General features: G+C 60.8%; 8 protein-coding genes and 1 CRISPR repeat array. All 8 genes read left to right on the top strand.

Annotation, left to right across the window (positions count from 1 at the left end; genetic code table 11):
* The first annotated feature begins 221 nt into the window (after positions 1 to 221).
* From cas3 to cas2e, 8 genes are read left to right on the top strand one after another with little or no spacing between them, the layout of a single operon-like run.
* A complete protein-coding gene (gene cas3, locus ACESMD_RS13575; protein WP_372614043.1) occupies positions 222 to 2,903 on the top strand; it encodes a CRISPR-associated helicase Cas3' in 2,682 nt (893 codons plus the stop codon).
* A gap of 13 nt (positions 2,904 to 2,916) precedes the next feature.
* Entirely contained in the window at positions 2,917 to 4,473 is a 1,557-nt protein-coding gene (gene casA, locus ACESMD_RS13580; protein WP_372614029.1) for a type I-E CRISPR-associated protein Cse1/CasA, read from the top strand.
* Positions 4,473 to 5,540: a type I-E CRISPR-associated protein Cse2/CasB gene (gene casB, locus ACESMD_RS13585; protein ID WP_372614031.1), complete on the top strand. Its 1,068-nt coding sequence runs from the start codon at positions 4,473 to 4,475 to the stop codon at positions 5,538 to 5,540. The genes casA and casB overlap by 1 nt, the downstream gene beginning before the upstream one ends.
* Positions 5,541 to 5,542: 2 nt before the next feature.
* Complete coding sequence (cas7e, locus tag ACESMD_RS13590) at positions 5,543 to 6,676, top strand: type I-E CRISPR-associated protein Cas7/Cse4/CasC (protein ID WP_372614033.1); 1,134 nt, start codon at positions 5,543 to 5,545, stop codon at positions 6,674 to 6,676.
* A 2-nt stretch (positions 6,677 to 6,678) separates the two neighbouring features.
* Positions 6,679 to 7,362, top strand: a complete 684-nt coding sequence (gene cas5e, locus ACESMD_RS13595) for a type I-E CRISPR-associated protein Cas5/CasD (RefSeq protein WP_372614035.1) — start codon at positions 6,679 to 6,681, stop codon at positions 7,360 to 7,362.
* Positions 7,337 to 7,939, top strand: coding sequence for a type I-E CRISPR-associated protein Cas6/Cse3/CasE (cas6e, locus tag ACESMD_RS13600; protein WP_372614037.1), 603 nt, complete (start codon positions 7,337 to 7,339; stop codon positions 7,937 to 7,939). Before cas5e ends, cas6e begins: the two co-directional genes overlap by 26 nt.
* Before the next feature lie 13 nt (positions 7,940 to 7,952).
* Positions 7,953 to 8,873, top strand: a complete 921-nt coding sequence (cas1e, locus tag ACESMD_RS13605; RefSeq protein ID WP_372614039.1) for a type I-E CRISPR-associated endonuclease Cas1e — start codon at positions 7,953 to 7,955, stop codon at positions 8,871 to 8,873.
* Between the two features lies 1 nt (position 8,874).
* The gene (gene cas2e, locus ACESMD_RS13610) at positions 8,875 to 9,171 is read left to right on the top strand and encodes a type I-E CRISPR-associated endoribonuclease Cas2e (protein ID WP_372614041.1); all 297 of its coding nucleotides are present in this window, start codon (positions 8,875 to 8,877) and stop codon (positions 9,169 to 9,171) included.
* A gap of 106 nt (positions 9,172 to 9,277) precedes the next feature.
* Positions 9,278 to 14,615: direct repeats of the CRISPR family, unit length 29 nt; unit sequence CCGGTCCCCGCAGCCGCGGGGATGAACCG.
* Positions 14,616 to 14,696 lie beyond the last annotated feature (81 nt).

Below are 14,696 nucleotides of genomic sequence, written 5' to 3' on the forward strand. Positions count from 1 at the left end.
GCGGTAGCGGGCCAGGGTGTCCCAGGCCAGCGCCGTGGCATCGGGCATGGCAAGATTCCTTTCTCTCGAGGTGAGATACCCAGCATGACCTAAGTCAGCACCGGGTTGAAGAGTAGCGTGGTTGGATGAACAGGGGTGGCGGTCGGCAAGGTGGGATGCTTAGATGTGTGGAGGCACAGGGAAGCAAGGGCCGCCACATAAAAGGAATGCTTGTGAACGATATGCCAAGTAAGACGTTCTCCAACCTCGACCCTGCCGCGCGCAGCATCTGGTCGAAAAGCGGTTATAAAGATGGTGTTGGCCATAACCTTCTTGCGCATTTGCTGGATGTAGCTGCGGTGGTCGAGACGTTGCTGTTGCTTGAACCTGAGTCAACAAGGGAGTGGGCCGCTCGCGTTTTCGGTTTGCCGCGTGAATCTTGCGTTCGCTGGGTTGCGGCGGTTGCTGGGTTGCACGACTTCGGTAAGGCTACTCCAGGGTTTGCGGCCAAATGGCCTGCTGGGCGCGAGGCGATTGAGCGCTTGGGTTTAGGCTTTCCGGAGAGCGCTTGCCGTATGTCTAACCACTCGCAGTCCACTGCGGCTCTGCTTTCGCAACCGCTTTATACGCGTCTTGGTGCCAATCATGGGTGGATTAGAGCGGTCGTGCAGGCAGTTAGTGCGCATCACGGCCGGCACTTCTCTGCTGGTGAGCGACGAGCAGGGCGGCCTATCGGTGAGCCTCTGGGCTGGTCCTTGGCCCGTAACCAGGTTCTGTCAGCCTACTGGGAGGTGTTATCGCCTCCAGGAGACATAACTCCTGTCGAACTCGATCTCGTAGCTGTGAACTGGCTCGCCGGGTTAACCAGCGCCTCCGACTGGATTGCCTCCAATCCTGATTGGTTCCCGCTGGGGGAACGCCATGATGAACTGAAAGCGTATTACGCCGACGCGCTCCGTCTAGCCGAGCGGGCCTTGAAGATTGCCGGTTGGGCGTCTGCCGAGAAGCTGCTCGACTGGCAGGCGACAACGGCGGAACTGCTCAGCACTATACGCGGAGAACCGACGGCGCCGAGGCCGTTGCAGGAAAAGGGGGATGAGCTCTTGCAGTCTGCCCAAGGCCCGTCGCTATTGTTGGTCGAGGCGCCGATGGGCGAGGGAAAGACTGAACTGGCGTTTCTTGCACATCTGCGCCTGCAGGCTGCCAACCAGCATCGCGGCCTGTATCTGGCGATGCCGACGCAGGCGACAGGTAACGCACTGTTTACGCGCACGCGGCGGTTCCTTGAAGGGTTCGTCCGGGGCTCAGCGGATATCCAGCTCGTGCACGGTGGTGCTGCGATGAACGAAGAGATACGCCATCTTCGTGGTGTGTCGCACAGTCGGCAAGAGGCACTTTCGGCCTCGGCCTGGTTCTCGCAGCGACGGCGCCCGTTGCTTTCGGCCAACGGCGTGGGAACTGTCGATCAGGCGTTGTTGGCCACACTCAACGTCAAACATCACTTCGTGCGCCTCTGGGGGCTCGGCAATCGCGTGGTGGTTTTCGATGAGGTGCATGCCTATGACACCTATACTGGTGGCTTGATCGCGGCGTTGTTGCGTTGGCTCAAGGCGATGGGAAGCTCTGTGGTATTGATGAGCGCTACCTTGCCGCGCAAGATGCGCGACGAGCTGATCGCCGCTTGGGGCGCATCTCCTGATGACCTACCTACACTCGAGTACCCGCGTGTCATCCTTGTCGATGATGGAAAGCCTCGTGGGCAACACGTCCAGGCAAGAGAGCTTGATCCCATTGAGTTGCATCGCCTTAATGAGTCTCTGGAGGCGCTTGCGGGACAAGCAACAGCATTAGTAGTTGATGGTGGCTGCGGCGCGATCATTGTCAACACAGTGTATCGCGCCCAATCGCTTTATCGGATGTTGAAAGCGCTGCGCGACGACCCCGATTACCCCGAAGTGCGAGACGATCTAAAACTCGTTCTGTTCCATGCGCGCTACCCAGCCGATGAAAGAGGTCAGCGTGAGAGAGAGGTACTGAGTCATTTTGGGGAAGGTGACGACAATCGCCCTGAGTCGGCTTTGATGATCGCCACCCAGGTTGCAGAACAGTCTCTAGACCTAGACTTCGATTTTATGCTTAGCGATCTCGCGCCTGTCGATCTTCTTCTACAGCGCGCGGGTCGTATGCATCGACACCAGCGCCACCGCCCGCCTCATCATGATCGGCCACGTTTATGGGTGGCTGGGTTGGAGCGTGATCGCTTGCCCTCTCTGGAGGAAACTGCTTGGGGCTATGTCTACGCACCCTACTGGCTTGGCCGAACCTGGGCCTTTCTGCGCGATGAGGAGAGACTGCAGTTGCCGGTGGACATCGATCGTTTGGTACAGAAGGTGTATAGCAATGCGGAGCTACCGCCGGATGTGCCTGAGGCGATCAATGACTTCATTGAAATGGAAGCCTACGTCAACCACTTGGGCGAAGAAACGAGTAAACGACAGCTCGCTGTAAATATCGCGATCGATATCGAGGCTGATCCGCTAGAGGCGTATCACGATAAACCCTATGGCGGTGATGACGAGCTAGGCATCCGTAACCAGACTCGGCTCGGCCCCGATTCAGTCTCTGTGGTACCCATTGAGACCACGGAAGCGGGATGGAAGGTCGGCGATTGCGTTTTCGATCCAGGTTGTGTTCCCGATGATGAAACCGCCAAAGCGCTTTACCGGCGCCAGCTTCGGTTGAGTCGTAAAGCGGTCGTCGTGCATTGTCATCAGTCCGAGCCGCCTGCGGCCTTTGCAGATCATCCGATTTTACGTGACTTGTACCCGTTGCCGCTGGAAAGTGGCTGCGGTGAGTTCGGTGGACAAGCGATTTATCTGGATGCCGAGGTAGGCCTTGTATATCTCGATTCCAGGGATCAATGAGAGGGGGGGGGTAATGGCTGAGTATTCATTGTTGGACGAACCATGGCTGCCGGTGCGGCTGATCGATGGGCGTGTGATTTCGCTTGGTTTGCGTGAAGTGTATAAACGAAGTAACGAGATCGCCGCGCTGGCAGAGACGGCGCCGCCAAATCTCGTCGCGCAATATCGTCTGCTTTTGGCCATCCTGCACCGTGCGGTGACACGGCAGTGCGGCCATTGGCGTACTGTTGAACGTGCTCGCTGGTATCTTGGAGGTCTACCAGTTGATGCTGTGTGTGACTACTTGGAATCTTGGCAAGATCGGTTTTACCTTTTTCATTCCGAGTATCCATTCATGCAAGTTGCGGCGCTCGATGAGGCCGTTGAAACGTGCGATAAGCGGAAGCCATGGACACAGATTTCGCTAGGTAGCGCCAACGGCAATACGCCGGTCGTGTTTGATCATGCCCTCGATAGTGAGCCGAGCGCGATCACGCCCGCGCAGGCGGTCAGCATGTTGCTGGGATTTCTTCAGTTCACACCCGGTGGCCTGGTTAAAACTCTGCGCAGTTCCGATAAGGCTGGTGCCCTCGCAAATACGGCGGCGGTGATTCCGGTGGGTGGCAACCTCGCGCAGACGCTGGCGTTGTGTCTTCATCGGCCATCGCAGGAAGGCTCTGACACCGATCTGCCGAGCTGGGAACGTGAGCCTCTGAACGTCGCGCAACTTAGCGGCGACCCTGTTTTGGCCAGCGGGCCGAACGATCGCTACACCCGTCAGAGCCGTGCGGTACGCCTGCTGCGCGAAGACGATGGCAGTATCCGCTGGCTGCGTTTCGCAGTCGGATACCCACTGGCTGATGATGAAAATGCCCCCGATCCAATGACTAGCTTCCGGTCGGGAAGCAATGGTCCTGTGCGTATTTCATTTCACGAAGGGCGTGCCATGTGGCGCGATCTACCGGCGATTCTTCCGGGGGCTCGGAAAGAAGGAGAAACAAGCTGGCCAGCGCCCGTGATCAATTACGCTGCAGCTTTGCACGAAGTCGAAACTTTCGATCCAGTCTTTCAGCCAGTGCTGATTGCGGGCATGGCGAGCGATCAGGCAAAACTACTTCGCTGGCGCATCGAGCAATTTCGCCTGCCTGCCAACCTGTTAAACGAGCCGGAGTGCGCGGAATACCTGCAGACGCTCGTCGCTGACGCGGAAAAACTATTTGTCGATCTCCGCTATTTAGCAACAAGCACGCTAACTCAGACACTGCCTGATCCATCGAGTAAAGATACTCGCAAGCGCGCTCAGGCTCTGCTTGCCGCCGGGCCATTGGCGACGACCTATTTTGCCGCCGCCGAGCGCGCGCTGCCGGAGATAATGGCACGTCTTGGCGAATATGATTTCGACACTGCCGGTCAGAAATGGCGCAACGCTCTGCACCAAGGTGCGTTCGATGCTTGGCAGTGCATGATTATTGGACTAGGCGGCACACCTCGTGCAATGCGCGCCGAGGCCCAGTTCTATCCACGCTTTCGTGCGCTTCTCAATAGGCAAGTGCCGGGGGCATCTCTCAATGCGTCCAAGGAGGCTCGATAATGGCAAGGCATAGCGACGCATTCGTTACGCATCTGCAAACGCTGGCGTCCCGGAACCGTGGGGCGATGGCGGCGCTTCGACATAGCCTGTCGTTTGAACTCGGCGAGGATCCGCGCGTTTATTCCTATGTGGAGCGGTTCACGGGTATTGGCACCAGAGTTGACGCGCCGCGCCGGCTGGCACTTTATGCCGTAGCTGGCCTGTTCGCGCACCATTCTACGATCGCTTCTCAGAGCTTTGCATCGGCGCTCGGTGAGTTAGCGGCGGGGCGTGAAAGCGCCAGTATCGAACAACGCTTTATCGCGTTGCTGGAGACGGACGCAGAAAGTGTCGTCATTCATCTACGACATGCACTTAGCCTGTTGGTCTCCGAGGAGATCGGTTTCGATTACGCGACGCTGCTTGATGATCTGTCCCTGCTTCTTGGGCATTGGAACGATGATCAGGCTATGAGCAAGGTAAAACAGACTTGGGCGCGCGATTATTACCAGTCCGCGCTCGCAGAGGGCGGTATCGATAGCGACCCTGCCGCCTTCGTTGCTTATCTCGAAAAGCTTGTCACACAACGTGACCGCTCATCGCTCGCAACCTTGCGCCGTAGCTTGTCATTCGCGCCGGGCGATCTCCCCGCTGCTTACCCTATTGTTGAGCCGTTCGTCGCGCCTGGCTGGTCCATTCGAGATTCGCGTCGATGCGCGCGCTATCTGGTAGCCGGTATCGTCGCACTCAATCCAAGGGTTTCGGAACACCAGAGTTTTGCCGCGGCGCTAGGCCGCGTGGCACATCAGCGCGAAAGCGGAAATATCGAAGGTCGATTTATCGCGCTGCTTGGCGCCGATGCGGAGAACGTCGCCGATTACTTGCGTCACTCTGCGCGACTTATGGCGTCGACGGAGGTGGCTTTCAACCCGGCCCGGCTGCTGACTGATTTATCGACATGGCTCAATCCGAGGGTGGATCCAGCGTGGCTGGATCGAATTCGACAACGATGGGCTCGTGACTTCTATCAGCCCACCCAAACAAAAAGCCATCCAGAATCGCAAGAGACACCAACCAAAGAGGCATGATCATGCGGGCATTTATCGAACTTCATCTTATCCAGAACTTCGCACCGTCAAATCTTAACCGCGACGATACCGGAGCACCGAAAGACGCGATTTTTGGAGGCCACCGGCGGGCACGCGTTAGCAGTCAGTGTTTTAAGCGTGCAACACGGCTGGCAGCGGCAGAACATGAACTGTTGCCGGTGGATCAGCGTGGCGTACGAACCAAACGCATCAAGAGGCTACTCATCGAGCGGCTGGCTGAACGTGACCCGGAAGAAGCGGCGCAGAAGATAGAGGGCGCCCTAGCCGCGAACGGGCTGAGCGTCGATAGCGATGGTAAGACCCAATACCTTTTGTTTTTGGGTGAAAAGGAGATCGCAGGTTTTGCCGGCTTGATCAACGAGCATTGGGACGACCTCACCGCTATCGACGAAAAGGCGAGCAAAAAGGAGCGCAAGTCTGCAGCACCGAAGGAAGTGACTAAAAAGGCTTTAGCTCTGCTCGATGGTGGCAAGGCCGTGGATATCGCACTGTTTGGTCGCATGCTCGCTGATTTGCCGCAGGCCAATCAGGACGCTGCCTGCCAAGTGGCTCATGCTATTAGTACGCATCGAGTAGAGCGTGAGTTTGATTATTACACGGCGGTCGACGACAAGGGTGGGGCGGATGAAACTGGGGCCGATATGATCGGACAGATTGAGTTCAACTCGGCCACTTTTTATCGATATGCGGTGCTGGACCTGAATAAACTAGTCGAAAACCTTCACGGTGATCAGGAACTCGCATTATCAGCAGTTGAGGCCTTTGTGACTGCCATGGCTCGCGCTGTGCCAACTGGAAAACAGAATACGTTTGCGGCGCATAACGCGCCTGACTTCATCGGCATCAGCGTTCGATACCTGGCGCCAATGAACCTTGCCAACGCTTTCGAAAAGCCTGTGACAGCCCGCATGGATCGCTCGCTGACCGAGCAATCCGTCGAGCGTCTGTCTGAAGCCGATCAGAAGCTCTCTGCGGTGTACGGCGACGATAAAGACCGATGGCTCTACCTCGACTTGACCTCGCAATGGCCTGAAAGCCGCGGCGAACGGAAGTCGAATCTGACTGGGCTGGCCACTCGTGTCCGCGAGGTCGCTTCGGACCTTCTGGAGGGCTAATCATGGCCACGCTCCTACTTTGTCTGGCCGGCCCACTGCAATCCTGGGGAACGACCAGTCGCTTCGATGAACGGGACACTCAACTCGAGCCCTCTAAATCTGGTGTGCTGGGTTTGGTGTGTGCCGCGCTGGGCCGAGATCGCGCCGAGCCGGTGGATGATCTCGCGGCGCTCCGCATGGGCGTACGCGTTGATCGGGAAGGCATTCCAATGCGTGACTATCATACGGCGACTGGCGTGGTGGTAGCGTCAACCGGTAAGCCGAACCTCAATCGAACCGTCGTCAGTCAGCGATATTATCTCTCTGACGCCGTATTTCTGGTGGGTTTGGAAGGTGATACCGCCCTGCTATCACGTATCCATGATTCCTTACGTTCGCCTTGGTGGCCAATCAGCCTTGGCCGCAAGAGTTTTTTGCCGTCGCGCCCTGTCTATCTGCCGGATGGCCTGGTTACAACCAACCTTCTTACCGCACTACAGAGTGCCCCTTCACTTGTCGTAGATGCTAGCGACGAAACATCTGCCGGTAAGACTCACCGTGTTGTGTTGGAAGACAATGCCGAGGGTGCTGTGCGTTTTGACGAGCCGGTCGCGCCGTTCGCCGATCGCTGTTTTGGTCCGCGTTTTGTCAAAACCTTCAATCTGGCCACAGGAGGTGACGATGTATCTCGCGCGACTGACGCTTGATCTGCGCAACGCAGGCGCCCGGCGAGACCTGGCTGATGCCTATGATATGCACCGCTCTCTGGTACGGGCGTTCGTCGCCGATAACCAAGATAAGCCACCTCGTTTTCTCTGGCGCCTAGAGCCGGAATCTGCATGGCGCGAGCCGGTTGTGATCGTTCAGTCAACATGCGCGCCAGACTGGTCGTCACTCGAGGCGCCTGGCTATCTGAAAAAGCCAGTGGAATCGAAGTCCGTTGATTTCGATCAGCTTTTTGAAGCAGAGCGGCGGTATCGGTTTCGGCTGTTCGCTAATCCGACCGTGACGCAGGGCGGCAAGCGCTTTGGTCTGGCCTCCGAGGGAGCTCAGTGCCAATGGCTTGACCGCCAGGCGGCCAAGGCCGGTTTCGAGGTCGACACGGCGCTTGTTACGGCGACCGATGTGCTCGATGTTCGCGGAGGTGATATCCGATTGCGGCAAGCTTGCTTCGAAGGCGTACTCAGTATCCGCGACTCAACTGCTCTCAAGCATGCTGTTGAGCGGGGTATTGGGCCGGGTAAAGCTTTCGGGTTTGGTTTGCTGAGCGTATCGCCGCGCTGAATGGAGTTATGCCATGGGCTTCATTCCGCTCAAACCCATCCCCGAGAAAGATCGCATGTCGATGATCTTCGTCGGCATGGGGCAGATCGATGTGCGCGACGGCGCGTTCGTCGTCATTGACGAGGTCAATGGGGAGCGCATGCATATCCCCGTCGGCTCGGTGGCCTGCCTGCTGCTGGAGCCGGGCACGCGGATCTCACATGCCGCCGTCAAGCTGGCATCGGTCGTCGGCACTCTGCTGATTTGGGTCGGCGATGCTGGGGTTCGCCTCTATAGCGCAGGCCAACCCGGAGGCGCGCGTTCCGACAAGTTGCTCTATCAGGCGCAGTTGGCGCTGGATGACCAATTGCGTTTGAAGGTTGTGCGCAAGATGTTCGAGTTGCGGTTCGGTGAGCCGCCGCCTTCACGGCGCAGCGTCGATCAACTACGAGGCATGGAAGGCGCTCGGGTACGCAAGACTTATCAGTTGCTTGCCAAGCAATATGGTGTCAAGTGGCATGGGCGGCGTTACGACCCCAACAAATGGGATGCCTCGGACGTGGCGAACCAGTGCCTGTCCGCGGCGACGGCCTGCCTGTACGGCATCAGTGAAGCCGCAATCCTAGCGGCGGGCTACGCGCCGGCTATCGGGTTCCTGCATACCGGCAAGCCGCAGAGTTTCGTCTACGATATCGCTGATATCGTCAAGTTCGAGACCGTCGTGCCTGCGGCCTTTCGTGTCGCGGCTCGCAGCCCGGTAGCGCCCGAGCGCAAGGTGCGCATCGCCTGTCGCGATGCCTTCAAGCAGACGAAGTTGCTGCAGCGGCTGATTCCGATGATTGAGGAGGTGCTGGCGGCCGGTGAGATCGAGCCACCGCCCCCGGCGCCCGAGGCCATGCCGACGGCCATTCCCGAGCCGGAATCCATCGGCGACCAGGGACACCGGAGCAAGTGATATGGCGATGTTGGTCGTGGTGACCGAGGCAGTTCCGTCGCGCCTGCGTGGCCGGCTTGCCATCTGGCTGCTGGAGATTCGTGCCGGCGTCTACGTTGGCGATGTCACCAAGCGCATTCGCGAGATGATCTGGGAGCAGATTGATGCGCTGGCCGAGGAGGGCAATGTCGCCATGGCCTGGGCCAGCAACCATGAGTCTGGCTTCGAGTTCCAGACCTATGGCGCCAATCGGCGAGAACCGGTCGATCATGATGGGCTGCGGCTGGTGCGTTTTCTGCCGCCCAAGGCAACCGATTGATTTTCCGAGATCTTTAACAATACAGTCTGGTTAAAAAGTAAGCAAAATCGCTGGTGGTATTTCCGCTGGCGATTTTCTTCTAGGTAAACAACTGTCTACAATTAGTCCGGTCCCCGCAGCCGCGGGGATGAACCATAACCATGGCACCATCCAGATCGGTGATACCTCCGGTCCCCGCAGCCGCGGGGATGAACCGATCACGGCGAACACCTCGCTCTTTTCTTCCGCCCGGTCCCCGCAGCCGCGGGGATGAACCGCATATACATCACCGCCACGGAATTCGCTTATCCCGGTCCCCGCAGCCGCGGGGATGAACCGTACTACCAGGCCTGTGGCAGTTGCCGTGGCGCCCGGTCCCCGCAGCCGCGGGGATGAACCGTTTTCAGCGAAGAAGTTGGTCGAGGATAAGATCCGGTCCCCGCAGCCGCGGGGATGAACCGAAGTATTCGTCGTGTCGGTCGTATATACCTCTCCGGTCCCCGCAGCCGCGGGGATGAACCGAACAGATACGCGCTCGAGGTTAGTAAACCGCTCCGGTCCCCGCAGCCGCGGGGATGAACCGACAAATCGACCGTGCCTTCCTTGCCTCGCTCTCCGGTCCCCGCAGCCGCGGGGATGAACCGTCTTTAGCTGCCTCTTCGCCGAATCCGAATTGCCGGTCCCCGCAGCCGCGGGGATGAACCGCAACCACCACCAGCTGGACTGAGTGCGCAGGACCGGTCCCCGCAGCCGCGGGGATGAACCGACGATGCAGACGAAAGAGTTCCGCGAGGCATACCGGTCCCCGCAGCCGCGGGGATGAACCGATAAGGCTCAGACCGCCAACGCGCTTCTATGCCCGGTCCCCGCAGCCGCGGGGATGAACCGGCGTTAAGACTGGTACTGCGGTTTTTGATAGCCCGGTCCCCGCAGCCGCGGGGATGAAACGCAGAGGAACGCTGGCAATACAGCGTGGGTTAGCCGGTCCCCGCAGCCGCGGGGATGAACCGACAATGCGTGATGTTATAGCTGGGCTTAACCACCGGTCCCCGCAGCCGCGGGGATGAACCGCAAGAATTAAACATTGAAATACCTGACTATGACCGGTCCCCGCAGCCGCGGGGATGAACCGCTGTATGGATGGAGAAGGAAAATGAACACACCCCGGTCCCCGCAGCCGCGGGGATGAACCGTAATACGCCGCGGACCTTCGACTTCCGCATAGCCGGTCCCCGCAGCCGCGGGGATGAACCGTAGGCAATGCGTTTTTCCGGACAGCGCCGGACCCGGTCCCCGCAGCCGCGGGGATGAACCGACTCGATACATGCGTCCAAGTCCCTGTATCTGCCGGTCCCCGCAGCCGCGGGGATGAACCGGCATGGCAGACAAACGATCTGGCAAAGGCGCTCCGGTCCCCGCAGCCGCGGGGATGAACCGTTCACGAGCACAAGTGTTGCCGGTGCTACTCCCCGGTCCCCGCAGCCGCGGGGATGAACCGGACTATAACGATCTAATTGATTGGGCCGGGGGCCGGTCCCCGCAGCCGCGGGGATGAACCGGCGGATGAAGTAAAGCGATACATGCTGCCCAGCCGGTCCCCGCAGCCGCGGGGATGAACCGTGACCTTGGGGCGCTCGACGCTTCGCAGCATGCCGGTCCCCGCAGCCGCGGGGATGAACCGTATAGTAGCTATCCGTAGCCTGGCAAGTTATTCCGGTCCCCGCAGCCGCGGGGATGAACCGATATGCGCCGCGCAGCTTCTCACTATAAGCGCCCGGTCCCCGCAGCCGCGGGGATGAACCGTTGCAGGGATTCCTCGGCGCTGAATCCGGCCTCCGGTCCCCGCAGCCGCGGGGATGAACCGTAGACTAATGGCAGCCTCCCCGTCCTCGGCCGCCGGTCCCCGCAGCCGCGGGGATGAACCGCAAGTGATGCCGACGAAGCCGACACTGACGGCCCGGTCCCCGCAGCCGCGGGGATGAACCGTGTACGCGATTGATGGCGATGCCATGGAAGATCCGGTCCCCGCAGCCGCGGGGATGAACCGGCTCAGGTGGTGGCGGTAAAGGCGGCGGCGCTCCGGTCCCCGCAGCCGCGGGGATGAACCGGCTAGGAAAGCGCGTAGCTTGGAAGCGTGGACCCGGTCCCCGCAGCCGCGGGGATGAACCGAATAGTTGACATAGATGGTAGATCCACGCATGCCGGTCCCCGCAGCCGCGGGGATGAACCGGTTAAGCGCCCATTGCAGCGACGCGCCCGCTGCCGGTCCCCGCAGCCGCGGGGATGAACCGGATAACAACAAAGCGGGTAAACGCTCGTTTTGCCGGTCCCCGCAGCCGCGGGGATGAACCGCTGTGATCGCCGGCTGGCTGCTTGATGGCACCCCGGTCCCCGCAGCCGCGGGGATGAACCGACATGACCGGAGACCAACGGGAGATGATGACGCCGGTCCCCGCAGCCGCGGGGATGAACCGTATAGTAGCTATCCGTAGCCTGGCAAGTTATTCCGGTCCCCGCAGCCGCGGGGATGAACCGCCATCTTCCACCTGCGGCCTCCTGTTTGCCTTCCGGTCCCCGCAGCCGCGGGGATGAACCGCAATTCCCTCAGCGCTATGACGGCAGTGACTGCCGGTCCCCGCAGCCGCGGGGATGAACCGGTGGATAATACCCGGCCAGATGCTACCTATAGCCGGTCCCCGCAGCCGCGGGGATGAACCGCCGAAGGTGGGGCACAACGAATGGGGTCGCAACCGGTCCCCGCAGCCGCGGGGATGAACCGTCCTATGGCAAGCCGAGGCATTGGAAGAGGCGCCGGTCCCCGCAGCCGCGGGGATGAACCGTCTGGAATACTTCACCCGGTGAGATGCTTAAACCGGTCCCCGCAGCCGCGGGGATGAACCGTGAACGCTTGAAAGGCGTTACCTTGGCGAAGACCGGTCCCCGCAGCCGCGGGGATGAACCGAATTCCGCATCGGCGACGGTGCGGCTGAATGGCCGGTCCCCGCAGCCGCGGGGATGAACCGCTGCTAGACGCCGATGGCTCAAGTGTCATTTACCGGTCCCCGCAGCCGCGGGGATGAACCGTAGTAAGCTGCAGGTGTTTGGAGCGGACGGAGCCGGTCCCCGCAGCCGCGGGGATGAACCGATCTGCGTCCTTACAACCCCGGCGATGGTTTACCGGTCCCCGCAGCCGCGGGGATGAACCGTCATATAGATTCCTCCTCAGCTTGCTGGCGCACCGGTCCCCGCAGCCGCGGGGATGAACCGATCCAGCATAGAAGCGCGTTGGCGGTCTGAGCCCGGTCCCCGCAGCCGCGGGGATGAACCGCTAATAGTGGCGGATACACATTGGATAGTGACCCGGTCCCCGCAGCCGCGGGGATGAACCGTCGCACTTCATGGCTGAGATGCTTGTAGAAGACCGGTCCCCGCAGCCGCGGGGATGAACCGCTAGATATTGACCTCTCCGGCGCAAGGTGTGTCCGGTCCCCGCAGCCGCGGGGATGAACCGTCGATACCAGACAAGGGTAGTGCAAAGCTACTCCGGTCCCCGCAGCCGCGGGGATGAACCGAGGGGGATGTAACGAGAACGTGGGATGCTACCCCGGTCCCCGCAGCCGCGGGGATGAACCGGTGTGTGTCCTCCTTGTCCACTTATAGGACAACCGGTCCCCGCAGCCGCGGGGATGAACCGAACCTGCGCGCCAAGACCCAAGCACTACAGGACCGGTCCCCGCAGCCGCGGGGATGAACCGACACGCACATCATCAACAGCGTCACCGTGGATCCGGTCCCCGCAGCCGCGGGGATGAACCGGATCTGAAGGTGCCGGTCCTGCTGCTGAGCCACCGGTCCCCGCAGCCGCGGGGATGAACCGCAAAACGAAACAACACGCACCCAAGCGCACGGCCGGTCCCCGCAGCCGCGGGGATGAACCGGAAGAGGAAGAAGCGAGCGCAGCAGTTACGCGCCGGTCCCCGCAGCCGCGGGGATGAACCGGATGAGAAGGTCACCGAGGCGGTTCGCGAGCTCCGGTCCCCGCAGCCGCGGGGATGAACCGCCGTTGAGCGCGTACTTGCGGGCATAGCTCGACCGGTCCCCGCAGCCGCGGGGATGAACCGCCAGTACAGGAGGCGCTGGAGAGCCTTGGCGTCCGGTCCCCGCAGCCGCGGGGATGAACCGAACTCACCGTGCTGATCAAGGGCACCGCATAACCGGTCCCCGCAGCCGCGGGGATGAACCGCTGATATACAGTATTCCAACGTAGGAGATGCACCGGTCCCCGCAGCCGCGGGGATGAACCGTACTTAGACACTCAACGAGTCCGGCCGAATCCCCGGTCCCCGCAGCCGCGGGGATGAACCGTTGGGCCACTACTGGGCCAGATAAGCCCACCCCCGGTCCCCGCAGCCGCGGGGATGAACCGGTCTATAGCGTCCCCGCCTTCACCAGTTGCGACCGGTCCCCGCAGCCGCGGGGATGAACCGCATAGAAACTATACCACCCCGAGGAGTACGACCCGGTCCCCGCAGCCGCGGGGATGAACCGCAAGCGACACAAGCTCCTCATAGATACCATATCCGGTCCCCGCAGCCGCGGGGATGAACCGCTCACTTTGCAGGCAATGGCGCCTTGTATCAGCCGGTCCCCGCAGCCGCGGGGATGAACCGCGCACGTCTGGGCCATGGTCGCGTGAAAGTTCCCGGTCCCCGCAGCCGCGGGGATGAACCGGCGGAGCACTATGGGCTACCACTCGCTGCTACCCGGTCCCCGCAGCCGCGGGGATGAACCGTATACTGGGACATGTGGACGCGGCAGCAGCAACCGGTCCCCGCAGCCGCGGGGATGAACCGCTATCAGCGGCCTTCAGGCCCATCCCGCCAACCCGGTCCCCGCAGCCGCGGGGATGAACCGGAAAGACCACGAAGGGAGGTGCTTGACTATGACCGGTCCCCGCAGCCGCGGGGATGAACCGTAGTTGATCAGTATCATCTTCAGGATCAATAACCGGTCCCCGCAGCCGCGGGGATGAACCGGCACCGATCAGTGGCACGCGGCCCGCAAGGGACCGGTCCCCGCAGCCGCGGGGATGAACCGACGGCAAGCAGATTGGCGACATGATCGGCGTTCCGGTCCCCGCAGCCGCGGGGATGAACCGGCCTAGCCGAGTACCAGAAACACTTTAGCAACCCGGTCCCCGCAGCCGCGGGGATGAACCGTCTTCACGGCTTTCATTTGCTTCGTTTTTCTCAGCCGGTCCCCGCAGCCGCGGGGATGAACCGTCTTTGAATTTCTCAAGCTCATGCTGAAATGGCCGGTCCCCGCAGCCGCGGGGATGAACCGCTAAGGCGGTGAACTCCTGATAATTGATGAGCCCGGTCCCCGCAGCCGCGGGGATGAACCGTTCGCGGTGGCCACCCGTGGCACCAGTCTTGCCCGGTCCCCGCTGCCTCCCAGGCAGCTCAGAAATGAGCTGATCTGAGTTCTCAGTCTGGGAACACGTTCGCTACCGCCCCTGTCCGCTTTTGGTCGCACGCCCCGGGTCA

Origin of the sequence: Halomonas sp. (assembly GCF_041689495.1) — a bacterium.
Lineage (GTDB): Bacteria > Pseudomonadota > Gammaproteobacteria > Pseudomonadales > Halomonadaceae > Halomonas.

Coding starts and splice junctions, on each gene's coding strand:
- cas1e (WP_372614039.1), top strand. CDS start 7,953: ATGGGCTTCATTCCGCTCAAACCCATCCCCGAGAAAGATCGCATGTCG.
- cas3 (WP_372614043.1), top strand. CDS start 222: ATGCCAAGTAAGACGTTCTCCAACCTCGACCCTGCCGCGCGCAGCATC.
- cas6e (WP_372614037.1), top strand. CDS start 7,337: ATGTATCTCGCGCGACTGACGCTTGATCTGCGCAACGCAGGCGCCCGG.
- cas2e (WP_372614041.1), top strand. CDS start 8,875: ATGGCGATGTTGGTCGTGGTGACCGAGGCAGTTCCGTCGCGCCTGCGT.
- casA (WP_372614029.1), top strand. CDS start 2,917: ATGGCTGAGTATTCATTGTTGGACGAACCATGGCTGCCGGTGCGGCTG.
- cas5e (WP_372614035.1), top strand. CDS start 6,679: ATGGCCACGCTCCTACTTTGTCTGGCCGGCCCACTGCAATCCTGGGGA.
- cas7e (WP_372614033.1), top strand. CDS start 5,543: ATGCGGGCATTTATCGAACTTCATCTTATCCAGAACTTCGCACCGTCA.
- casB (WP_372614031.1), top strand. CDS start 4,473: ATGGCAAGGCATAGCGACGCATTCGTTACGCATCTGCAAACGCTGGCG.